General features: G+C 74.7%; 18 protein-coding genes. 9 read left to right on the top strand and 9 right to left on the bottom strand.

Features of this window, described 5'->3' with window-relative positions; all coding sequences use genetic code 11:
- Positions 1-86: 86 nt before the first annotated feature.
- The 3 genes from ABZZ17_RS20805 to ABZZ17_RS20795 all read left to right on the top strand — a co-directional run bounded on the left by ABZZ17_RS20805 (position 87) and on the right by ABZZ17_RS20795 (position 5,249).
- Positions 87-1,676 (top strand): alkaline phosphatase D family protein, encoded by a 1,590-nt coding sequence (locus ABZZ17_RS20805; RefSeq protein WP_356877769.1) that lies wholly within the window; start codon positions 87-89, stop codon positions 1,674-1,676.
- Between the two features lie 141 nt (positions 1,677-1,817).
- The gene (locus ABZZ17_RS20800; protein ID WP_356877768.1) at positions 1,818-3,236 is read left to right on the top strand and encodes a GNAT family N-acetyltransferase; all 1,419 of its coding nucleotides are present in this window, start codon (positions 1,818-1,820) and stop codon (positions 3,234-3,236) included.
- Positions 3,237-3,539: 303 nt separating this feature from the next.
- Complete coding sequence (locus ABZZ17_RS20795; RefSeq protein ID WP_356877767.1) at positions 3,540-5,249, top strand: DUF885 domain-containing protein; 1,710 nt, start codon at positions 3,540-3,542, stop codon at positions 5,247-5,249.
- Positions 5,250-5,327: 78 nt separating this feature from the next.
- Here the strand turns inward: ABZZ17_RS20795 and ABZZ17_RS20790 are convergent, their stop codons facing one another.
- Positions 5,328-5,846 (bottom strand): rhodanese-like domain-containing protein, encoded by a 519-nt coding sequence (locus ABZZ17_RS20790; RefSeq protein WP_356877766.1) that lies wholly within the window; start codon positions 5,844-5,846, stop codon positions 5,328-5,330.
- A 94-nt stretch (positions 5,847-5,940) separates the two neighbouring features.
- Here ABZZ17_RS20790 and ABZZ17_RS20785 point away from each other — a divergent pair, with 94 nt between their 5' ends.
- Positions 5,941-6,387: an Lrp/AsnC family transcriptional regulator gene (locus ABZZ17_RS20785; RefSeq protein ID WP_356877765.1), complete on the top strand. Its 447-nt coding sequence runs from the start codon at positions 5,941-5,943 to the stop codon at positions 6,385-6,387.
- A 72-nt stretch (positions 6,388-6,459) separates the two neighbouring features.
- Here the strand turns inward: ABZZ17_RS20785 and ABZZ17_RS20780 are convergent, their stop codons facing one another.
- The 3 genes from ABZZ17_RS20780 to ABZZ17_RS20770 all read right to left on the bottom strand — a co-directional run bounded on the left by ABZZ17_RS20780 (position 6,460) and on the right by ABZZ17_RS20770 (position 11,458).
- Positions 6,460-9,471, bottom strand: coding sequence for an SMC family ATPase (locus ABZZ17_RS20780; protein WP_356877764.1), 3,012 nt, complete (start codon positions 9,469-9,471; stop codon positions 6,460-6,462).
- On the bottom strand, positions 9,468-10,637 hold the full coding sequence (locus tag ABZZ17_RS20775) for an exonuclease SbcCD subunit D (RefSeq protein ID WP_356877763.1): 1,170 nt from the start codon (positions 10,635-10,637) through the stop codon (positions 9,468-9,470). Before ABZZ17_RS20775 ends, ABZZ17_RS20780 begins: the two co-directional genes overlap by 4 nt.
- A gap of 191 nt (positions 10,638-10,828) precedes the next feature.
- Positions 10,829-11,458 carry a YigZ family protein gene (locus ABZZ17_RS20770; RefSeq protein ID WP_356877762.1) on the bottom strand — a complete coding sequence of 210 codons (630 nt, stop codon included), beginning with the start codon at positions 11,456-11,458 and terminating at the stop codon, positions 10,829-10,831.
- Between the two features lie 148 nt (positions 11,459-11,606).
- Here ABZZ17_RS20770 and ABZZ17_RS20765 point away from each other — a divergent pair, with 148 nt between their 5' ends.
- Entirely contained in the window at positions 11,607-12,011 is a 405-nt protein-coding gene (locus tag ABZZ17_RS20765) for a CoA-binding protein (protein WP_356877761.1), read from the top strand.
- A 16-nt stretch (positions 12,012-12,027) separates the two neighbouring features.
- Here the strand turns inward: ABZZ17_RS20765 and ABZZ17_RS20760 are convergent, their stop codons facing one another.
- Positions 12,028-12,618 carry an XRE family transcriptional regulator gene (locus ABZZ17_RS20760; RefSeq protein ID WP_356877838.1) on the bottom strand — a complete coding sequence of 197 codons (591 nt, stop codon included), beginning with the start codon at positions 12,616-12,618 and terminating at the stop codon, positions 12,028-12,030.
- Between the two features lie 106 nt (positions 12,619-12,724).
- On the opposite strand from ABZZ17_RS20760, the gene ABZZ17_RS20755 reads away from it, so the two are divergent.
- On the top strand, positions 12,725-13,591 hold the full coding sequence (locus tag ABZZ17_RS20755; RefSeq protein ID WP_356877760.1) for a DMT family transporter: 867 nt from the start codon (positions 12,725-12,727) through the stop codon (positions 13,589-13,591).
- A 31-nt stretch (positions 13,592-13,622) separates the two neighbouring features.
- On the opposite strand, the gene ABZZ17_RS20750 is transcribed toward ABZZ17_RS20755, so the two are convergent.
- Complete coding sequence (locus tag ABZZ17_RS20750) at positions 13,623-14,375, bottom strand: acyltransferase (protein WP_356877759.1); 753 nt, start codon at positions 14,373-14,375, stop codon at positions 13,623-13,625.
- Between the two features lie 131 nt (positions 14,376-14,506).
- Between ABZZ17_RS20750 and ABZZ17_RS20745 the strand changes: the two genes are divergently transcribed.
- Positions 14,507-15,064: a gamma carbonic anhydrase family protein gene (locus ABZZ17_RS20745; protein WP_356877758.1), complete on the top strand. Its 558-nt coding sequence runs from the start codon at positions 14,507-14,509 to the stop codon at positions 15,062-15,064.
- A gap of 57 nt (positions 15,065-15,121) precedes the next feature.
- Here the strand turns inward: ABZZ17_RS20745 and ABZZ17_RS20740 are convergent, their stop codons facing one another.
- The 3 genes from ABZZ17_RS20740 to ABZZ17_RS20730 all read right to left on the bottom strand — a co-directional run bounded on the left by ABZZ17_RS20740 (position 15,122) and on the right by ABZZ17_RS20730 (position 19,038).
- Positions 15,122-15,853: a DedA family protein gene (locus ABZZ17_RS20740; RefSeq protein ID WP_356877757.1), complete on the bottom strand. Its 732-nt coding sequence runs from the start codon at positions 15,851-15,853 to the stop codon at positions 15,122-15,124.
- Between the two features lie 57 nt (positions 15,854-15,910).
- The gene (locus tag ABZZ17_RS20735) at positions 15,911-18,421 is read right to left on the bottom strand and encodes a glycoside hydrolase family 3 C-terminal domain-containing protein (protein WP_356877756.1); all 2,511 of its coding nucleotides are present in this window, start codon (positions 18,419-18,421) and stop codon (positions 15,911-15,913) included.
- Between the two features lie 179 nt (positions 18,422-18,600).
- Positions 18,601-19,038 (bottom strand): DUF4442 domain-containing protein, encoded by a 438-nt coding sequence (locus ABZZ17_RS20730; RefSeq protein WP_356877837.1) that lies wholly within the window; start codon positions 19,036-19,038, stop codon positions 18,601-18,603.
- Between the two features lie 111 nt (positions 19,039-19,149).
- Between ABZZ17_RS20730 and ABZZ17_RS20725 the strand changes: the two genes are divergently transcribed.
- Positions 19,150-20,205 (top strand): hypothetical protein, encoded by a 1,056-nt coding sequence (locus ABZZ17_RS20725; protein ID WP_356877755.1) that lies wholly within the window; start codon positions 19,150-19,152, stop codon positions 20,203-20,205.
- Positions 20,206-20,331: 126 nt separating this feature from the next.
- Entirely contained in the window at positions 20,332-21,651 is a 1,320-nt protein-coding gene (locus ABZZ17_RS20720; protein ID WP_356877754.1) for an MFS transporter, read from the top strand.
- Position 21,652 lies beyond the last annotated feature (1 nt).

Here is a 21,652-nt window from a genome sequence, read left to right as displayed (position 1 = left end):
CGCGGTCGACGCGGCCGGGCCGGTGTGCGGCGGCACACTGGTCCGGCCCGTCCCCGCCGGCCCCTGGAGACGCACCGATGGCACCGATGCCGCACACCCGACGTTCCCTGCTCGGCGGGTCACTCGCCGTGCCCCTGGGTCTCGCCCTGTCCGCGGCCTTCGCCGCGCCCGCCCTCGCCTCCCCCGTGGGGGCTCCGGCCTTCACCCGCTCCGGCCGTCCGGTCGCGCTGTGGGGGACGCAGTCCGGCGAGATCACCGCCCACTCGGCCACCGTGTGGACGCGCTCCGACCGTCCCGCGCGGATGTACGTGGAAACCTCGCCGAGCGAGTCGTTCCGCTACGGCGTCCGCCGCCACGGCGGCCCCTTCCTCGGCCCCGCCACCGACTTCACCGGCACGACCACCCTGCGCGACCTGCCGCCGGGCCGGCAGATCCACTACCGGATCACCCTCGCCGACCCCGACGACCCGCGCCGTACGAGCGAGCCGGTACGCGGCACGTTCCGCACGACGCCCGTCTCCCGCCGCCACGACGTGCGCTTCCTGTGGTCCGGCGACCTGGCCGGCCAGGGCTGGGGCATCAACCCCGACCTCGGCGGCTACCGCGTCTTCGAGGAGATGCGGCTGCGCGACCCCGACTTCTTCCTCTTCAGCGGCGACGCGATCTACGCCGACGGCCCCATCCAGGCGGCCGTGCCGCTGCCCGACGGCCGCATCTGGCGCAACGTGACCACGGCGGAGAAGGCGAAGGTCGCCGAGACGCTCGCCGAGTTCCGCGGGAACTTCCGCTACAACCTGCTCGACCGTCATCTGCGGGAGTTCTACGGTCAGGTCCCCGTCCTCGCCCAGTGGGACGACCACGAGGTGCGCAACAACTGGTACCCGGGCCAGCTGATCGACGACCCCCGCTACACCGTCAAGGAGGCCGACGTCCTGGCCGCCCGCGCCCGCCGGGCGTTCGGCGAGTACTTCCCCGTCACCGATCTGCGCGGCGGCCGGGCCGAGGGCCGGATGTACCGGGTGCTGCGGCACGGCCCGCTGCTCGACGTGTTCGTCCTCGACATGCGGACCTACCGCAACGCCAACTCCCCGAACCGCCAGACCGAGGACCCGGTCGGCATCCTCGGCGCCGAGCAACTGGCCTGGCTGAAGCGGGAGCTGTCGCGCTCGCGCGCCACCTGGAAGGTGATCGCCTCCGACATGCCGCTCGGCATCGTCGTCCCCGACGGCGCCACGAACTTCGAGGCCGTCGCGCAGGGTGACCCCGGGGCGCCGCTCGGGCGGGAGCTGCAGATCGCCGACCTGCTGCGGTACGTCAAGCACCGGAACATCACCGGCACCGTCTGGCTCACGGCCGACGTCCACTACACGGCCGCGAACCACTACGCCCCCGAGCGCGCCGCGTTCTCCGACTTCGCGCCCTTCTGGGAGTTCGTGTCCGGGCCGGTCGGCGCGGGCGGCTTCCCCGCCGGGCGGCTCGACGCCACCTTCGGGCCGCGGACGGCGTACGTGCAGTCGGCTCCGGTGGCCAACATGTCCCCGGCCGAGAACCCCCCGTACTACGGCGAGGTGGAGATCGACGGCGGCAGCGGGGAGCTCACCGTCCGGCTGCGCCGCCAGGGCGGGGGCGTACTCTTCACCCAGGTGCTCCAGCCGGGCCTCGTGGGGCAGGCGTGAGTACGGTTCCGTACGGGGGCGCTTCGGGCCCGGTATCGGAAACCGGATGGAAAACCGGGAGAAACCGGCCAGATCGACGCTTAACCAGTCGGTCACAGATCGTTCGCGATCACGCAACACCCCTGCGCCACAGTGGTGTGCATGACTGACCGTAACCCCGCCTCCGCCCCGCGTCCCCACCGCCACCACTGGCGCCGCGACGTGGTCGAACTCGCCGCCCTCTTCTGCGCCGTGGCCGTGGCCGACGGCATCGCCAATCTCGTCGTGCACGGCCCCCGTGGCCCGGTCCTGCTGGTCGCGTCGGCCGTGGCACTGCTCATCACGGCGGCCTTCCACACCTGGTGGGCACGCCGCCATAGCCATGCGCCGCCGCCCACGGCCACCGCGCCCTCCGATCCCGTGCCCGTGAAGTCCGCGACGGCAGGCGCGGGCGGCACGGGCACGACCGCCGCCCTGTGGCGGATGCGGACGACCGTACGGGACGAGCCCGGCAGCCTGGCCGCGCTCTGCACCGCGCTCGCCCGGAGCGGCGTGGACATCCTGACGCTGCAAACCCACCCGCTCCCGGAGGGCGGCACGGTCGACGAGTTCCTGCTCCGCGCCCCGCAGCAGCTGCCCTCCGCCGACCTCACCCGGGCCGTCGCCCAGGCCGGCGGCCACAGCACCTGGATCGAACGCGCCGACGCCCACGACCTCGTCGACACGCCCACCCGGGTCCTCGGCCTGGCCACCCGCACCGCCCAGGACGCCGCCGAACTCCCGCTCGCGCTGCGCCAGCTGCTCGGCCGCTGCACCATCCACTCGATCCCGGCGACCACCCTCTCGGGCCGCCCCAACGCGGGCGCCGACGCCCCCGTCGAGGGGGTCCTGGAAGCCACGGTGATGCGGCTGCGCGACCCCTCCGGCGGCGCCATCACCGTGGAGCGGCCGTACCTGCCCTTCACCCCGACGGAGTTCGCCCGCGCCCGCGCCCTCGTCGAACTCGACGCCCGCCTCGGCCCCCGCGTCCCGCGCAGCCAGGACGTCCTGACCCTGCCCGAGGGCAACGAGATCACCGTGCGGCGCGCCGACGGCTCCGACCTGCCGGCGGCCCGCGCCATGCACGACCGCTGCTCCGAGCGCACGCTCGGTCTGCGCTACCACGGCCCCGTCGCGGACGCCGACCGCTACCTCGGCCACCTGCTGAGCCCCCGCTTCGGCCGCACGCTCGCCGCCACCACCGCCTCCGGCAAGCTCGTGGCCCTCGGCCACCTGCTGTGGGACGGCGACGAGACCGAGGTGGCGCTGCTCATCGAGGACGACTGGCAGCGCCGGGGCATCGGCTCGGAGCTGCTGCGGCGGCTCCTCGCGATGGCCGTCGAGGCCGGGTGCGACAGCGTCTACGCCGTCACGCAGGCCTCCAACACCGGCATGGTCGCGGCGATGCGCGGCCTCGGCCTGCCCCTCGACTACCAGATCGAGGAGGGCACCCTGGTGATCACCGCCCGGCTGGGCGCGGCCCCCGTCGGCGCACGCCCCGCCCACGAACTCCCCCGCGCGCAGGCTCCGTACGAGCGCTAGCCGCCCGGCCCCTCGCGGCGCCCCGCCCGCCCGGGCGGGGCGCCGTTCCGGCGCGGCCTCGGGCGCCGCTGGAGCGCGGATGGGGCGGGGCCGGAGCACGGACCGCGCCCGTTCCCGTCCGCCGGGGCGCGGGGGGCGCCGGTTTCCGGCAGCCGCCGGGTCCACCACCTCGCGCGAAGTTGCTTACGGTGCGCACGGGTTGAAAGGGCGGTCGGCGCCACGGTGGCCGCCGGCACCGGTTCCGTCAGGAGCCCGGCTCCCAACGGTGATGACGCGGGGCCGATCCCGTACGAAGATGGCCGCATGTCAGAGACCCTCCACAGTGACAGCGCAGCCCGGCTGCCCCGTCAGGTCGCCGACGCGTACGTCGACGACCTCATCGCCATCGACCCGATCACGGGCACCTACCTCGGCAACCCGGCCAGCTCCCGCGAGCTGCCGGACTTCTCCCCCGCCGGCCGCGCCGCCGCGGCCGAGCTGTCGCGCACCACGCTCGCCCGGCTCGACGCCGCCGAGCGGCTCCCCGGTGCCGACACCGACGCCGAGCGCCGCTGCGCCCGTCTGCTGCGCGAGCGGCTCACCGCGGAACTCGCCGTCCACGCGGCCGACGAGGACCTGCGGGCCGTCAGCAACATCCACTCCCCCGCCCACTCGGTCCGCGAGGTCTTCACCCTGACCCCGGCCGACACCGAGGCGGACTGGGCCGCGATCGCCGAGCGGCTGCGCGCCGTGCCGGCGGCCTTCGCCGGCTACCGGGAGAGCCTCGCGCTCGGCCTGGAGCGCGGGCTGTACGGCAGCCCCCGTCCCGCCGCCACCTTCATCGGCCAGCTCACCACCTGGGCCGGACAGGCCGAAGACGGTGCCCGGGACTTCTTCGGCGCGTTCGCTTCCGCCGGTCCGGACGCGTTGCGCGCCGAACTGGACGGGGCCGCGGCCGGCGCCACGGCGGCCGTGGTCGAGCTGCGGGACTGGATGCGCGACGTGTACGCCCCGGCCATCGCCGGTGCCCCGGACCCGGTGGGCCGCGAGCGCTACGCCCGCTGGGCCCGCTACTTCAACGGCACCGACCTCGACCTCGACGAGGCGTACGCCTACGGGTGGTCCGAGTACCACCGCCTCCTCGCCGAGATGAAGTCCGAGGCGGCCAAGATCCTGCCCGGCGAGCCCGATCCGTGGGACGCACTGCGGCACCTGGACGAGCACGGCACCCACATCGAGGGCGTCGACGAGGTCCGGGCCTGGCTGCAGGGCCTGATGGACGAGGCCATCGAGAACCTGGACGGCACCCACTTCGAACTCGCCGAGCGGGTCAAGCGGGTGGAGTCCATGATCGCCCCGCCCGGCGGCGCGGCGGCCCCGTACTACACCAACCCCTCCGAGGACTTCTCCCGTCCCGGGCGCACCTGGCTGCCGACGATGGGCCAGACCCGCTTCCCCGTCTACGACCTGGTCTCCACCTGGTACCACGAGGGCGTGCCCGGTCACCACCTCCAGCTCGCGCAGTGGCAGCACGTGGCGGACACGCTCTCCCGCTACCAGGCGAGCGTCGGCCTGGTCAGCGCGAACGCCGAGGGCTGGGCCCTGTACGCCGAGCGCCTGATGGACGAGCTGGGCTACCTCAAGGACGCCGAGCAGCGGCTGGGCTACCTGGACTGCCAGATGATGCGGGCCGCCCGGGTGATCGTGGACATCGGCATGCACCTGGACCTGGAGATCCCGGCGGACTCGCCGTTCCACCCGGGCGAGCGCTGGACGGTCGACCTGGCGCAGGAGTTCTTCGGCCTGCACAGCGGGCGGCCGGCGGACTTCATCGAGAGCGAGCTGACGCGCTACCTGTCGATGCCGGGGCAGGCGATCGGCTACAAGCTGGGCGAGCGCGCCTGGCTGCTCGGCCGGGACAACGCCCGGGCCGCGCACGGCGACTCCTTCGACCTGAAGGCCTGGCACATGGCGGCCCTGTCGCAGGGCTCGCTGGGCCTGGACGACCTGGTGGACGAGCTCTCCAAGCTCTGACCGCCGCGTTCGACGCGCCGACGGGCCGCGCGCTCCCCGAGGGGGCGGGCGGCCCGTCGGCGTACCGGGGTGGGCGGTTCAGCAGCCGCAGTCGTCCGAGTCGGTGGGCGCGGTCAGCGGGTCGGCGCCGGCGCGCCGCTCGGGGCCCTGCCAGGTCTCGACCTCGAAGCCCTCGCGGATCCAGTACTCGATGCCGCCGAGCATCTCCTTGACCTGGAAGCCGAGTTCGGCGAGGGCGAGGGCGGAGCGGGTGCCGCCGTTGCAGCCCGGGCCCCAGCAGTAGGTCACCACGGGCACGTTCTTGTCGAGGAGCCGCTCCGCCTGCTCGGGGATCAGGGCGGTGGGCAGGTGGACGGCGCCGGGCACGTGGGCCTGGTCCCAGGACGGGGTGGAGCGGGAGTCGACCAGCTGGAAGCCGAGGTCGGCGCCGTGCTCGCGGTGGGCCGCGAAGGCGGCGGCGACGTCCGACACGTCCGCGTGGAAGGCCAGGCTCGCCGCGAAGTAGGCGGCGGCCGCGGCGGGTCCGGCCGGGGGCACGCGGAGCACGGGGTTGACGTAGGCGGGGTCGGGGGCCGTGGTGTTCGGTGTCGTCGTCATGGCTCAGAATCTACGAACTGTTGATCATCCCGTGAAGTGAGTTTCCCCGGCCTTTCCCTTGTTCACCCGGGGATTCCCCTGCTACACCTGGGCCATGACCGACTATTCCCCCGACGCCACCGACTGGCGCATCCTGGACGTGCTCCAGCGCGACGGCCGCGCCAGCTTCACCGAGCTGGCCCGCTCCGTGTCCATGTCCGCGAGCGCCGTCACCGAGCGGGTCCGCCGGCTGGAGGAGGCGGGGATCATCACGGGCTACGCGGCCTTGGTCGATCACGAGAAGCTGGGCAAGGCCATCCTCGCGCTGGTGCGGCTGCGCTATCCGCACGGCAACTACAAGCCCTTCCACGACTTCCTCGACGCCACCCCCGAGATCCTGGAGGCGCACCACGTCACGGGGGACGACTGCTTCGTCCTCAAGGTCGCCGCCCACTCGATGGGGCACCTGGAGGAGGTCACCGGCCGGATCTCCGGCCTCGGCCCGGTGACCACCAGCGTCGTGTACTCGTCCCCGCTGGCGCGGCGGCCGCTCAGTCCGTGACGAGCACCACCGCCGGGGAGCGGGGAGCACGCCCTCGGTCCGTGACGAGCGCCACCGCCGGGGAGCGCGCCCTCAGTCCGTGACCGCCGCCGTGCGGTGGCGGACGACCGAGCCGCCACGCTGTTTGACGATCTCCAGCTGGGCCTGGACCCGGGTGCGCAGGTCGCCGACGTGGCTGACGATGCCGACGCTGCGGTCCCGTTCGCGCAGCGAGTCCAGTACGTCGAGGACCTCGTCCAGCGCCTGGTCGTCGAGACTGCCGAAGCCCTCGTCGATGAAGAGGGTGTCCAGGCGCATGCCGCCCGCCTCGTCGGTGACCACGTCCGCCAGCCCCAGGGCCAGGGCGAGGGAGGCGAAGAAGGTCTCGCCGCCCGACAGGGTGGCCGTGTCCCGCTCGCTGCCGGTCCAGGCGTCCACGACGTGCAGTCCGAGCCCCGAGCGGCCGCGCCCGCCCGCGCGGGCGTCGGAGTGGACGAGCGTGTAGCGGCCGCCGGACATCCGCAGCAGCCGTACGGTCGCGGCGGCGGCGACCTGCTCCAGCCGTGCGGCCAGGACGTACGCCTCCAGCCGCATCTTGCGCTCGTTGTCGGCGGAGGTGCCCGCGGTGAGCCCGGCCAGCCGGGCCACCCGCTCGTACGCCTCGCGCAGCGGGCCCAGGGCGCGCAGCTCGTGCTCCGCCTGCCGCGAGAGCCGGTCCAGCTCGGTGCAGCGCACCCGGGCGGCGTCGACGGCCGAGCCCGCGGTGCGCAGCCGGGCGGCGGCGTGTTCGGCGCGGGCCCCGGCGGCGTGCGGGTCCGCCGGCGGCAGGGCCGCGGCGCGGGCGGTGTCCTGCTCGGCGTGCCGCTCGGCCAGCATGGCCTCCTCCGCCTGCCAGGCGTCGGTGCGGTGCTGGAGGGCGGTGCGCTCGTACTCGGGCAGCACGGCGTCGGCGGCCGCCTCGGTGGTGTCGAAACCGGCCTTGAAGGCGGCGTCGGCGAGCTGGTCGTCGGCCTCCTTCAGCCGGGCGGCGGTCACTTCGGCCCGGCGCAGGGCGGTGGCGGCCGTCGTCACCATCCGGATCCGGTCCTCCAGGGTGCGGGCGCGGGCGGCGACGCTGGGGGCGTCGCCCCGTACGAGGACCAGCTCCGCCTCCAGGGAGGCCCGTTCCCGGTCGAGGGCCTCACGCCGCTCGGCGCGGGCGGCGGCGCGGCGTTCGGAGTCGAGCCGGTCGGCGCTGCGCGCGGCGTGCTCGCGCTCGGCGCGGCCCAGGCGTTCGCGGGCGGCGTGCAGTGCGGCGGCGTCCGCGTGGGCGGCGGCGTGCCGGGAGCTCAGGTCGGAGGTGAGGGCGAGGAGCTCGGCGGTGGTGGCCTCACCGGCGGCGGCCGCGGCCTCGGACTCGGCCTCGCGGACGGCGGCGAGCCGGCGCTCGACGGCGGCCCGGCGCTCCTCGGCCCCTTCGAAGCGGGCGTGGGCGGCGTCCTCGGCGGCCCGGTCCACGTGCCCGGGGGCGGGGCGGGCCGGTGCGGGGTGCCGCTCCGATCCGCACACGGTGCAGGGTTCCCCGGCGGTGAGGGCCTCGGCCAGTTCGGCGGCGATACCGCGCAGCCGGGCCTCCTTGAGCTCCAGCCAGCGTTCCCGGGCGGCGGCGGACCCCTCGCGGGCCAGGAGCAGTTCGCCCGCGGCGGCTTCGGCGTCGGCGGCGAGGGCGTCCCGCCGGCCGGCGGCGGTGAGCTGCATGCGGACGGGCTCCAGCCGGCCGGCGAGCTGCTCGGCCAGGGTCGCCGCCTGCTGGGCGGCGTCGACCCGCTCCTGGAGGGCGGCCCGGGTGTCCTCCCAGCGGTCGAGCCAGTCGAGGGACTCCTGGTGCTGCTCGTCGGCGTCCCGGGACTCCCGCTCCAGGGTGGCGCGCTCGCGGCCGATCTCGGCGCTGCGCTGCTCCGCGCGCCGGGCGGCGCCGACCGCGCCGAGTTCCTCGCGCAGCCGCTGCTCCACGGAGGCGAGCTGTTCGACGCCCGCTTCGGCGAGGGGCGGCGGGAGGACGGAGCGGGCGACGGTCTCGGCGTGCGCGGCGGTGAGGTGGGCCGCGGCGGCGGCGCCGCGCAGTTCCAGCGCGGGGGCGACGAGGGCGCCCCGGCGGGCCCGGTCCAGGAGGTTCCGTACGCGGTCGCGTTCCGGCGCGGCCTGCGCCAGCTGCTCCGCCCGGCGGGCGGTCTCGGCGTGGCGGCGCTGGAGCCGGTCGAGTTCCCGGGCGTCCTCGGCGGCCCGCCGGGCGGCGGCGTGCCGTCCCTCGACGGCGGCCAGCGCGTACTCGGCGACGGTCAGCCGTTCGCGGGCGGAGCATCGGGCGACGGCCGCCCAGGCCCGGACCGCCTCGGCCAGGCCGGGGTCGCCGGGCTGGTGCCGGGGCAGGGGCCAGGCCCGCAGGTCGGCGCTGTCCCCGGCGGCCTGGGCGAGGCGCTGGGCGGCGGCGAGCACCTTCTCGTCGCCGGCCCGGACCCTGGCCTCGGCGGCCCGGCGGCGTTCGGCGAGCAGGGTCTCGACGGCGGCGAAGCGGCGGGTGTCGAAGAGGCGGCCGAGGAGCCGGCCGCGGGCCTCGGCGCCCGCGCGCAGGAACTGGGCGAACTCGCCCTGCGGGAGGAGGACGACCTGGCAGAACTGTTCGCGGCTCATGCCGAGGAGCTGTTCGACCTCTTCGCCGATCTCCTGGTGGGAGCGGCTGAGCGCCGTCCACCGTCCGCCGGTGTGCTCGCGCAGCCAGCTCTGTGCCTTGTCCTTGGTGGTGCCGGTGCCGCGTTTCTTGGGGCGGTCCTGTTCGGGGCGCCGGGTGATCTCCAGGCGGCGTCCGCCCGCGGTGAGTTCGAGGGTGATCTCGGTCGGGTTGTCGGGGAGGGCGTGGTCGCTGCGCAGGCTGGTGCCCGGTGCCTGCCGGGAGCCGGGCACGGACCCGTACAGGGCGTAGCAGACGGCGTCGAGCACGGAGGTCTTGCCGGCGCCGGTGGGGCCGTGGAGCAGGAAGATCCCGGCGCCGGAGAGGGCGTCGAAGTCGATCTCCTGGGGTTCGGCGAACGGCCCGAAGGCGGTGATGCGGAGCCGGTGCAGCCTCATCGGGCGGTCTCCTGACGGCTGTCCTGGGCGCGTACGTCGTCGAAGGCGCCCCGGAGCACGTCGCGTTCGGCCTCGTCCGCGGTGCCGCCGCCGCGGACGTGGGCGACGAAGTCCTCGGCGATCTCCTGGTCGGTGCGGCCCTTGAGGCGCTGGGCGTAGGAGGCGCTCTCGTGTTCCTCGCGGCCCTCGGGTTCGAAGGCGAGGCTGAGGGTGTGCGGGAAGCGGGCGGCGAGGCGTGCCATCGGGTCGTCGGGCCGGACCGGGTCGGTGAGGGTGGCCTCGATCCAGTGGTCCTCGCGGGGGGTGAGCGCGGGGTCGTCCAGGAGCTCCTCCAGGCGGCCGCGCAGGCGGGCGAGGGACCTGGGGACGGGGCTGTCGATCCGTTCGGCGGAGGCGATCGCGCCGTCGCCGTCGAGGTCGATCAGCCACATCGTCTTGCGGTGGTCGGCCTCGGAGAAGGAGTACGCGAGCGGGGAACCGGAGTAGCGGACCCGTTCGTTGATCGTCTGGCAGCCGTGGAGGTGGCCGAGGGCCGCGTAGTCGACCCCGTCGAAGACGGAGGCGGGTACGGCCTCGACCCCGCCGACGGTGATATCGCGTTCGCTGTCGCTGGCCTGCCCGCCGGTGACGAAGGCGTGGGCGAGGACGATGGAGCGGGTACCGGGTGCCCGGCCGGCCAGGTCGGCCCGGATCCGGTCCATGGCCGCGCCCAGCACCGCCTCGTGGCTGACCTTCTCCGCGCCGAACTCCTCCTTGACGAGGGCCGGTTCGAGGTACGGCAGCCCGTACAGGGCCACGTCGCCGTGTACGTCGGCCAGCACCACGGGGTCGGCGCAGCCCGCCGGGTCGGTCCTGAGGTGGATCCCGGCCCGGCCGATCAGCCCGGCCCCGACGCCGAGGCGGCGGGCGGAGTCGTGGTTCCCGGAGATCATCACGGTGGGCACGCCGAGCTCGGCGAGCCGGTGCAGGGCCCGGTCGAAGAGCTCGACGGCGGGCAGCGGGGGCACGGCGCGGTCGTAGACGTCACCGGCGACGAGGACGGCGTCGACCCCGTATTCGCGGACGGCTCCGACGAGGTGGTCGACGAACTCGGCCTGGGCGCCGAGCAGGTTCACGCGGTGGAAGGATCTGCCGAGGTGCCAGTCCGAGGTGTGCAGGAACTTCACTCGCCCGCTCCGACCCGCACGCTTGCTCTCCTTCGTGGCCCTGCACCGACCCTCCAGGCTAACCCGTTCCCCAGCCGTCCCACCCCGCCCTTCCGCTTCCCGGACCCCCCGTGCGAGGGGGCCGCGCGGGCGGGGCGACGGGGCGGCCGGGCGGGGTCCGGGCAGCGGACGTGGCGGGGCCGGAGCGGGGGTCAGCCCTCGGCGTAGGCCTCGCCGCCGAGCTCGAAGCCGGCGGTCCCGGCGGTGACGTCGGCGAGCCAGGCCCGGAAGGGTTCGACGTCCGCCTCCGGCAGCCCGATCTCGATCGAGACGGCCTCGCCGTAGCGCACGTCCAGGACGGCCCGGCCGGTGGAGCGCAGGTCGTTCTGGGTCTTCCCGGCGCGCTGGTGGTCGACGGTGACGGTGGCGAGCCGGTAGCGGTGGCGGGTGACGGTGCCGAGGGCGTCGAGGGCCTCGCCGACGACTCCGCCGTAGGCCCGGATCAGTCCGCCCGCGCCGAGCTTCACGCCGCCGTAGTAGCGGGTGACGACGGCGACGGCGTACCGGATGTCGCGCCGGGTCAGCATCTGGAGCATGGGCACCCCGGCGGTGCCGCCGGGCTCTCCGTCGTCGCTGGCCTTCTGGACGGAGGCGTCGGCGCCGATCACGTAGGCGAAGCAGTTGTGCGTGGCGGTGGGGTGCTCCTTGCGGACGCGGGCGATGAACTCCTGCGCCTCCCGCTCGGTCGCGGCGGGCGCGAGGGAGCACAGGAAGCGCGAGCGGTTGATCTCCGACTCGTGCACGCCCTCTCGGGCCACCGTCACGTACTGGTCTGCCTTCACCGCTCCACCCTACGGGGAATCGGACGGGCGTCCGTTCCGTTGATCCGGCAGACGGGCCGGCGGTCCGGCCGCGGCCCGGGCGGCAGTGGGGCCCGGCGCGGCGGCGGACCGGAGCGGCGGACCAGAGCAGCAGCAGGAGGCGGCACACGTGTACGGCGACCAGGCGACCATCCGCAAGATCCTCACCGAACTCGGCGACACCTGGGCGGTGGTGGGCCTGTCCGACAACGCGGACCGGGCCGCCTACGGCGTGGCCCGCGTGCTCCAGCGGTACGGCAAGCGCGTGGTCCCCGTCCACCCGAAGGCGGAGACGGTGCACGGCGAGCCCGGGTACCCCTCGCTGGAGGCGATCCCGTTCAAGGTGGACGTGGTGGACGTCTTCGTGAACAGCGGCCTGGCCGGAGCGGTCGCCGACGAGGCGGTGGCGGCGGGGGCGGAGGCGGTCTGGTTCCAGCTGGACGTGGTCGACGAGGCCGCCTTCGCCCGGACCCGCGGGGCGGGACTGGAGATGGTGATGGACCGCTGCCCGGCGATCGAGATCCCCGCCCTCTGAGGCTCCCGCCCGCGCGTCAGCGCTGCCCGTCGGCCCCGTGCACCGGCGGGATCGACACGGCCATGGTCATCTCCATGGGCACGGCGCCCTCGTTGCGGTAGGCGTGCGGGACGTTCGCCTCGAAGGAGACGGCCCCGCCCGCCGGTACCTCGTACCGCTCGTCGGCGATGACCAGCGTCAGCTCCCCGCTGGTGACGTGGAGCATCTCGAAGGTTCCGGCGGGGTGCGGGTCCGAGGCGGTCCCGTCGTCCGGCTCCAGCCGGTAGGTCCACATCTCCACGGGCCCGCGCCGGTCGTCGCCGAGCAGCATGTTCGCCTCGCTGCCGGCGCCACTGGACCACATGCGCACCCCCTTCCCCGGCGGCACCACGTGCACCTGGGGGCTGCGCTCGTGGTCCAGGAGCGTGGTGATGCTGACCCCGAGGGCGTCGGCCAGCTTCACGGTCGTCCCGACGCTCGGGTTCGTACGCGCCTGCTCGATCTGGATGATCATGCCGCGGCTCACTCCCGCGCGGGCCGCCAGAGCGTCGAGGGTGAATCCGCGCTCACCGCGCCACCGCTTGAGGTTCCGGGCGAGCGCCTGGGTGAGCTGTTCGAGGTCCGACACCATTCCGTCCAATATTTTGGATGACACAGTCCAATGGAGTGAACTAACCTGCGGTGTATTCGATGATGCACCCCACCGTTCACCGCACTGTACTGCGAGGCACCCCATGACCGCCCTCTTCGCCCTGGCCACAGCCGTGCTGTGGGGACTCGCCGACTTCGGCGGAGGGCTGCTGACCCGCCGGATACCGGCGCTCACGGTGGTCGTGGTCTCGCAGGTCACCGCCGTCGTCGTGCTCGGGGCGGTCGTGATCGGCACCGGCGCGTGGCGGGAGGCCGGGCCGCAGCTGTGGTTCGCGGTCGGCGCCGGCCTGGTCGGTCCCGTGGCGATGCTCAGCTTCTACAAGGCCCTGGCCCTCGGCCCGATGGGCGTGGTCTCACCGCTCGGTTCCGTCGGGGTGGTCGTGCCGGTCGGCGCGGGACTGCTGCTGGGCGAGCGGCCCGGCCCCGGCCAGTTCGTGGGCATCGCGGTGGCCGTGCTCGGCATCGTCCTCGCGGGCGGCCCCGAACTGCGCGGAGCACCCGTACAGCGCCGGGCCGTCGTCCTCACCCTCGTGGCCGCCTTCGGCTTCGGCGCGGTGATGGCGCTGATCGCGGAAGCCTCCACGACCCTGACCGGACTGTTCCTCGCCCTCTTCGTCCAGCGGGTCACGAACGTGGCCGTGGGCGGCGCCGCCCTGTGGGCGCAGACCCGGCGGGGCGTTCCCGCCCTGCCCGAAGGGACCGGACCGCGCGTCCTGTGGGGCATGCTGCCCGCGCTGGCCTTCGTCGGCCTCGCGGACGTCGCGGCCAACGGCACCTACTCCATCGCCGCGCAGAACGGACCGGTCACCGTGGCCGCCGTGCTCTCCTCGCTGTACCCGGTGATCACCGCCCTCGCCGCCTTCGCCGTACTCAAGGAAAGGCTGCGCGGGGTCCAGGCGGCGGGCGCCGGCCTGGCCCTGGCCGGCACGGTCCTGCTCGCGGCGGGCTGACCCCGGCCGGGCAGCCCCGGGGGGGGACGCGTTACGCGCCGCGCTGCTCGGCCTCCGCCAGCAGGGCCAGCCCGCGCAGCTGCTCGGGCGTCATCCCGTCGGGGATCGGCACCGGCGCCGGGGTGCGCAGCGGCGGCTGCCAGCCGGTCTCGGGTTCCCAGCGGCGCACGATCCGGGCCGGCGCCCCCGCCACGACCGCGTGGTCGGGCACCTCGCCCCGGACCACGGATCCGGCGGCCACCACCACGTTGCGGCCCAGGCGGGCTCCGGGGAGGATCACCGCTCCCGTGCCGAGCCAGCAGCCGGGGCCGATCTCCACCGGTGCGCTGCGGGGCCACTGCCTGCCGACGGGCTCGTGCGGGTCGTCGTAGCTGTGGTTGGTCGAGGTGATGTAGACGCCGGGACCGCAGAAGGTGTTGTCACCGATGCTGATGCGGGTGTCGGCGATGACGTGGCTGCCCCGGCCCAGGACCACTCCGTCGCCCAGGACGAGCACCGGCTCGCGGCCGAGGTCGAGGCCGGGCAGCATCCCGGCCGTCAGGGTGACCTGCTCGGCGATGATGCAGTGCGCCCCGAGCCGGATCCAGCGCTCCCCGAAGACGGTGCCCTGCGGGAAGGCGAGCCGGGTCGCCTCGCCGATGGCGCCGAAACGCAGCCGTCCCGGGGTCTGCGCGGTGATCGCGCCCGCCTGCTGCATCCAGCGCCAGCCCGCGTGCGCGACCCGGCCGGCGACGCGGCGGCGCAGGGTGGTCAGGGATGAGAACGTGTTCTGGTTCTTCGGCACCCGGCCACGGTAGTGCGCCGCGCGCCGGACGTCGGGACCCCGATCCTGTGATCTTCACCCCATCACCGGTCCGGCTCGGCGCGTGCCCTACGGTGCCGGTAGCGCGGCATCCGGAAGCAGAGGAAACGATCATGACGTATCAGGCGGGCCAGGGTCAGGGCGGAGCACTCATCGCGGGCGTCGGCGGCAAGCTGCCCTCCGTCGACCCGACGGCCTTCACGGCGCCCACCTCCGTGGTCGTCGGCGACGTCACGCTGGCCGCCGGCGCGAGCATCTGGTACTCGGCGGTGCTGCGCGCCGACTGCGGCCCCATCGTGCTCGGCGCGGACAGCAACGTGCAGGACAACTGCACCGTCCACGTCGACCCCGGCTTCCCGGTGTCCATCGGCGAGCGCGTCTCCATCGGCCACAACGCCGTGGTGCACGGCTGCACGGTGGAGGACGACTGCCTCATCGGGATGGGCGCGACCGTGCTGAACGGGGCCGTGATCGGCGCCGGTTCGCTGGTGGCCGCGCAGGCCCTCGTCCCGCAGGGCATGGTGGTCCCGCCCGGCTCCCTGGTCGCGGGGGTGCCCGCGAAGGTGCGGCGGGAGCTCACCGAGGAGGAGCGCGAGGGCATCAAGGTCAACGCCGCGATGTACACGGCCCTGGCCGATCAGCACCGGGCGGCGGTGACCCCGGACGCCTGAGGAACACCGATCCGGGGCCGTACCGGTACGGCCCCGGGGTCCTTCGTGCCGGTCCGGTCAGTCGGCGACGCCCGCGGACGCCTTCCGCGCGTCGACGTCGGTGCCGGCGCCCTCGCGCTCGTCCCCGTCGGCGCCGGTGTTCTCGTCGGCCCTGGTGTCGGCGTCCGTGTTCTCGTGGATCGAGGCCGCTGCCTTCTTCATGCGGTTGCGGATCACGAGCGTCACGATGAGACCGGCGGCCAGGGCCAGGAGCAGCGCCAGCCAGGAGAACCGCTTCAGCCACGGCTCGGCGACGATCCCGACCGAGTAGATGACGGCGGTGGTGCCGCCGGCCCAGAGGATCCCGCCGAGGACGTTCGCGACGAGGAACCGCCAGTACGGCATGCGCAGCACGCCGGCCAGCGGCCCGGCGAAGATCCGCAGCAGGGCCACGAAGCGGCCGAAGAAGACGGCCCACATGCCCCACTTGTCGAAGGAGCGCTCCGCCAGGGCCACGTGCTCCGGGCCGAAGTGCCTGGGGAAGCGCCGCCCCAGCTTCTCCAGCAGCGGCTTGCCGCCGCGCCGGCCGATCGCGTAGCCGATCGAGTCGCCGATGATCGCGCCGGCGATCGCGCACAGGCCCAGGATCACGGGGTCGATCTCCCCGTGCTGGGAGGCCAGCAGGGCCGAGCTGACCAGGATGATCTCTCCGGGCAGGGGGATGCCCAGGCTCTCCAGTCCGATGACCAGACCCACCAGGAGGTAGACACTGATCGCCGGAATCGTCTCCAGCCATTCCTGGATGTGCACCGGTACGTCCTCCCGAGTCCTCGCCGGCGGGCCCCCGTGACACGCCGGACGGGCAGCCTATCCGCTCCTCACGACCGCCTTCGCCCTCAAGGACAGTTCGCGTGAGGATCGACCGGCGAAGACCTCCCGGCGGCCGGAACCGAGTACCCAGGCCCGCCGCTCCGCGTCCCAGGCCGACAGCGTGCGCGCGTCGATGTCCACGGTGACCCGCTGGGACTGCCCCGGCGCCAGGGTGAGCCGCCGGTAGCCGGCCAGTACGCGCACCGGCTGGTCGAGCTCCAGCCGCGGGGCCGGCCCGACGTAGACCTGTGCGACCTCGGTGCCCTTGCGGCGGCCGGTGTTGCGGACGGTGAACTCCGCGCGCAGTCCGCCGCGTTCGGGCCGTACGGTCAGCTTCTCGTACGCCCAGGTGGTGTACGAGAGGCCGTGCCCGAAGGGGAACAGCGGGGCCGCCTGCCGCTCGTCGTACCAGCGGTGGCCGACGTGCACGCCCTCGGCGTACTCCTGCCGGCCGCCCACCCCGGGGTAGCGCAGGGGGTCCCCGCCGACCGGGGTCGTCCGCTCGTCGGCGGGAAACGTCTGGGTGAGGCGGCCCCCCGGGTCCACGTCCCCGAAGAGGACGTCGGCCGTCGCGCCCGCGCCCTCCTGGCCCGGGTAGTACATCTGGAGGACCGCACCCGTCCGGGCGAGCCAGGGCATGGTCGTACTGGAGGAGGTGTTGAGCACCACCGTGGTGCGGGGGTTGGCCGCGGTCACCGCCTCGATCAGCGCCTCCTGCCCGCCGGGCAGCGCCAGCGAGGTCCGGTCGTGCCCCTCGGTGGCGTCCTCGTACGCGAACAGCACCACCGCGCGCGCCGCCCCGGCGGCCTTGACGGCCTCGGCGACGTCGGCTGCCCGGGACGCGCGGGTGGTGTGGCGCAGCCGGAACCGCTGACCGCCGGAGCCGCCCTCGGCGGTGACGGCGAGCCGGTGGGGGCCGGCCTTGAGGGTGAGCGTGCGGCGCCGGACGTGCAGCCCGTCGGGGGCGCGGCCGAGGAGAGCGCCCGCGAACCGTTCGGCGCTTCCCTGCCGCACGGGGAACAGTTCCTCGCCGTCGAGCCGGACCGCGGGCCGCTGGCCGGTGTAGTGGACGACGAGGGTCCACTCGTCGTCGGCGGCCAGGGTGAACCGCCCCTCGTGGCTCCAGGCCCGGCCCGGCTCGACGCGCCGGTCGTCGAGCGCGGCGGGCGGGGTCAGCAGCCCCGCCGGGAGGGCCCTGCCGTACGGGTCCTCGCCGAGGGCGTAGCGGACGGCGGCGCCCTTGCCCGCGCGCCGGGTGAGGGCGGTGAGCGGGGAGGCGGCCCCGTCGGGGACCACGTGGGCGCTGCCACCGCCGCTGACGAAGGGCACCCGGCCGGTGGGGCCGATCACGGCGATCGAGCGGGCCGCGGCGCCGGTCAGGGGCAGCGTGCCGCGTTCGTTGCGGAGCAGCACCGCGCCGGCGGTGGCCACCTTGCGGGCGGTCCGCGCTCCGGCGGCCGGGTCGCGGGCCGGGCGGGCCGGGGGGTGGTCCGTCAGCAGTCCGAAGCGGTCCAGGGTGGTCAGGATCCGGCGCACGGCGAGGTCCACGGCGTCCTGGGGCACGGAGCCGCCGTGCACCGCCTCGCGCAGGGGGCCGCCGTAGTGGGTGCCGCCGGGCAGCTCCATGTCGAGACCGGCGGTGATCGAGGCGACGGTGCTGTGGGTGGCGTCCCGGTCGGACAGCACCCAGCCGTCGAACCCCCAGCGGCCGCGGAGCACCTCGTCCAGCAGGGGGCCGTTCTCGCAGGCGTAGACGCCGTTGACCTTGTTGTGGGCACCCGTCACGGCGCCGGCCCCGGCGGCGACGGCCGCTTCGAAGCCGCGCAGTCCGGTCTCGTGGAGGGTCCGGTCGGCGGCGATCACGTCGACGGTGTCGCGGCCGTGTTCCTGGTCGCCCAGGGCGAACTGCCTGACGGCGGCGATCAGGCCCTCGTCCTGGATGCCGCGGACCACCTGGGCGACCGTGTCGGCCGTCAGCCGGGGGTCCTCGGCGAAGGCCTCGAAGTTGCGGCCCGCGTAGGGCGTGCGGATCAGGTTGGCCGTCGGGGCGAGCAGGACGTCCTGGCCGAGCGCGCGGCCCTCGCGGCCGAGGACCCGCCCGTACTCGCGGGCCAGCGCGGGGTCGAAGGCCGAGGCCAGCATGACGGGGGCGGGCAGCGCGGTGGCGGGCTTCCCGACGCTGACGCCCGCGGGCCCGTCGGCGAACCGCAGGGCGGGGATGCCCAGGCGCGGTACGCCCGCCACGTAGCCGGCCTGGCCCCGCGGCTCCGGGTCCCGGCCGCCGTGCAGCAGGGCCGTCTTCTCGTCGAGGGTGAGCTGGTCGAGCAGGGCGTCGATCCGGGCCCCGGCGGCGGGCTTCCCGGGGGCGGGAGAGGCCGGCGGGGACGTGCGGGGCAGGGCGCCGGGCGGCACCGTGGCCACGCAGCCCCCGGCTCCGAGGACGGAACCGGCGGCGCCGGCCGCGCCGAGCAGCCGGATCGCGGAACGTCTGGACACGGCCTCGCTCATGGGCGCTCCCTGCGGCGGCGCCTGGGCGCCGGCCTCGGCATCGGTCGGCGGGAGCGGCCCGCGCCGGACCGCTCCCCCGCCCACTGTGCGCGCCGGACCCGCGGGGCCCGGCCGGACGCGCCCCGCGGAGTCGCCGGTTCAGCCCTGCGGCGGCTAGTGCCGGGGCCCGCCGCGGCCGGTCAGGCGTTGGGGCGCAGGGTCCACACGACGGTCATCTCGCCCGTCACGGCCTCGTCCTCGCGCTGGATGGCGATGGCGACGGGGAACTCGGGGCGGCCGCCCGCGTCGAGTTCGGCGACGACGTCGGCGATCGGGCGCCCGAGGGTGGCGGTGGCGGTCACGACGCCCTTGGCGAGCTTCTTGTAGCCAATCTCGGCCTTGACGGCGAGGGGCACGGCGCGCGAGAGCTGGTCGCCGAAGGCGGCCAGGACGATCGCGCCGCTCGCGGACTCGGCGAGGGTGAACATGGCGCCGGCGTGCGGTCCGCCGACGTGGTTGTGGAAGTCGGGCTGGTCCGGCAGGCGGACGACCGCGCGCTCGGGAGTGGTCTCCAGGAACTCGAGGTTCAGGGTGCGGGCCATCGGCACGGTCTGGGCGAGCAGTTCGCCCACGTTCATCTGTTCTGCGCTCATGGCACGCGATGTTACCCACGAGTAGAAGCGCTTGGCCATACCTGGCGCGGGGGCGGCCGTGGCTCCCGGCGACCGCGCCCACTATCGTTACCGGCCATGTGGCCAGGACAGCAGCAGCAGCCCGGGGGCGATCAGAACGCCCAGGACGCGCAACAGAACCCGTACCAGCAGCAGCCGGGGCAGCCGAACCCGTACCAGCAGCAGTCGCAGCCGGGGTTCGGCGAGCAGCAGCCCGGCTACGGATACCCGCAGGCCGGATACCAGACGCCGCCCCCGGTCCAGCCCTGGGGCCAGCCCCCGACGCAGCCCCAGCCGGTGGCCTCCGCGCCGGGCGGCGGCAGCCCCTTCTCCACCCGGACCGTGGCCATCGTCGCGGCCTCGGCGGTCATCGTGACCGCGGCCGGGACCGGCGCCTTCGTACTGACCCGGGACGACGACAAGAAGACCGAGGCGAACGACAAGCCCGCCGCCTCCTCCTCCGCCCCGGCGAGCCCCACGCCGGCTCCGCCCGCCCCGAGCGGCAACCCGCGCGGCGGCGCGGACGCGAAGCCCCTGATCGCGGGCTGGAAGGTGGTCGTCAACCCGAAGTACGGCACCGCCTTCGACGTCCCGCCGGAGTGGAACGTGCTCGGCTCGGGCACCTCCATCGGCTTCGAGGACGCCGAGAAGAACGACGGCGCCCCCTTCGTCATGATGTCCGCGCCGGCCTACCTCAAGGAGGACTGGTGCAAGGTCGACTCGGACAAGAACGGCAGTGAGGAGTCGACCTCGCTGGCCGGCACCGGCACCAAGGGCGGCCAGGGCGCCAAGGACACCGCGTCCGCCTCGCGCAGCGAGGCCGGCACCTGGGTCTACGGCGGGTACGCGCAGAAGCAGCCCAAGGAGATCGTCAAGTTCACCGGCCCGAAGGAGTACACCAGCACCTCCGGCCTCAAGGGCCACGTGACCTCCGCGACCGTGACCGGAGTGCCGAAGGAGAACAAGTGCGACTCCGACGGGAAGAGCATCGCCTTCAGCTTCAAGACCGCCAACGGTGACTTCTCCACCTGGGTCCTCTACGGCGCCGCGGGCGTCCCGGGCGAGGTCGACCAGGCCACGTACGAGAAGATCCTCAGCACGGTCCGCCTGACCGAGACCGGTCCCGCCGTCTGACCGGCGCAGGCGCCGCCTGACCCGCCCCCACCCCGGTGGGGCGCACCCCGCTCCCGCCTCCGGGCCGGTGATCCGCTTTCCGGTAATTCGGTTGGATTTCCGGCCCGGAGCGGCGAGAGTCCTCGGGTGAGTTCACCCCCCGCCCTTCCCTCCGGCGCTTCCGCGCGCCGCCGGCCCGCCTGGGCCGGCCGCAACTACACCCTGCTGACGGGCGCCGCGGTCGTCACCAACCTCGGCAGCCACGGAGCGCTCATCGCGGCGGCCTTCGCCGTACTGGAGGCGGGCGGTTCCGGTGGGGACGTCGGCCTGGTCGCAGCCGCCCGTACGCTGCCCCTGGTCCTGTTCCTCCTCGTCGGCGGCGCCCTCGCCGACCGGCTCCCGCGCCACCGCGTGATGGTCGCGGCCAACGCCCTCAACTGCGTCTCGCAGGGCGCCTTCGCCGTCCTCGTCCTCGCCGGGGACCCCCAGCTGTGGCAGATGATGCTGCTCACGGCGCTGTGCGGCACCGGAACGGCCTTCTTCAACCCGGCGGCCGAGGGCATGCTGCTCTCCAGCGTCTCGGGCGAGCACGCCAACCGCGCCTTCGCGCTCTTCCGGATGGCCGTGAACGGCGCGGGCATCGGCGGAGCCGCCCTCGGCGGCGCGATGATCGCCGCGATCGGCCCGGGCTGGGTGCTGGCGGTGGACGCGCTCGCCTTCGCGGGCGCCGGCGCCCTGCGCGCCTTCCTCGACGTCAGCCACGTCGCCGACCGCGCCCCCGGCGGCGGTCTGCTCGCGGACCTGCGCGAGGGCTGGGTGGAGTTCAAGACCCGCCCCTGGCTGTGGAGCATCGTGCTCCAGTTCTCCGTGGTCGTCGCCGTCGTCGGCGCCGCGGAGGCGGTGTACGGGCCTCTCGTCGCCCGCGACCGGCTGGGCGGGCCCGCGCCCTGGGGCGTGGCCCTGGCCCTCTTCGGCGTGGGCACCATCGCCGGCGCCGTCCTGATGATGGTGTGGAAACCCCGCCGGCTGCTGCTGGTCGGCACCCTGTGCGTCTTCCCGCTGGCGCTGCCGTCGGCGGGCCTGGCCGTGCCCCTGCCGGTGTGGGGGCTGTGCGCGGTGATGTTCGTGAGCGGCGCGGCGATCGAGGTGTTCGGCGTGAACTGGATGACGACGATGCACCAGGAGATCCCGGAGGAGAAGTTCTCCCGGGTCTCCGCCTACGACTGGTTCGGCTCGGTGTCGATGCTGCCGCTGGCCACCGCGCTGGCCGGCCCTGCCGAATCGGCGTTCGGCCGCACCTCCGCGCTGTGGGGCTGCGCGGCGCTCGTGGTGATCGGCACGGCCGCGGTGCTCTTCGTCCCGGACGTACGGAACATGACCCGCAGGCCCGCTCCGCCGAAGTCCCCGGAGCCCCTGATCCCCTCCGCCCCGGACCCGGCGGACCGTTCCAGCACCGCCGGGGTGTGAC

The organism is Streptomyces sp. NPDC006512, from assembly GCF_040611935.1.
GTDB lineage: Bacteria > Actinomycetota > Actinomycetes > Streptomycetales > Streptomycetaceae > Streptomyces.
This window is presented reverse-complemented; position numbering and strand designations above follow the sequence as displayed.

Bases quoted from the DNA above. Each gene is read 5' to 3' on its own strand.
- ABZZ17_RS20805 (WP_356877769.1), top strand. From the start codon at position 87: ATGCCGCACACCCGACGTTCCCTGCTCGGCGGGTCACTCGCCGTGCCC.
- ABZZ17_RS20800 (WP_356877768.1), top strand. From the start codon at position 1,818: ATGACTGACCGTAACCCCGCCTCCGCCCCGCGTCCCCACCGCCACCAC.
- ABZZ17_RS20795 (WP_356877767.1), top strand. From the start codon at position 3,540: ATGTCAGAGACCCTCCACAGTGACAGCGCAGCCCGGCTGCCCCGTCAG.
- ABZZ17_RS20790 (WP_356877766.1), bottom strand. From the start codon at position 5,846: ATGACGACGACACCGAACACCACGGCCCCCGACCCCGCCTACGTCAAC.
- ABZZ17_RS20785 (WP_356877765.1), top strand. From the start codon at position 5,941: ATGACCGACTATTCCCCCGACGCCACCGACTGGCGCATCCTGGACGTG.
- ABZZ17_RS20780 (WP_356877764.1), bottom strand. From the start codon at position 9,471: ATGAGGCTGCACCGGCTCCGCATCACCGCCTTCGGGCCGTTCGCCGAA.
- ABZZ17_RS20755 (WP_356877760.1), top strand. From the start codon at position 12,725: ATGACCGCCCTCTTCGCCCTGGCCACAGCCGTGCTGTGGGGACTCGCC.
- ABZZ17_RS20745 (WP_356877758.1), top strand. From the start codon at position 14,507: ATGACGTATCAGGCGGGCCAGGGTCAGGGCGGAGCACTCATCGCGGGC.
- ABZZ17_RS20735 (WP_356877756.1), bottom strand. From the start codon at position 18,421: ATGAGCGAGGCCGTGTCCAGACGTTCCGCGATCCGGCTGCTCGGCGCG.
- ABZZ17_RS20730 (WP_356877837.1), bottom strand. From the start codon at position 19,038: ATGAACGTGGGCGAACTGCTCGCCCAGACCGTGCCGATGGCCCGCACC.
- ABZZ17_RS20725 (WP_356877755.1), top strand. From the start codon at position 19,150: ATGTGGCCAGGACAGCAGCAGCAGCCCGGGGGCGATCAGAACGCCCAG.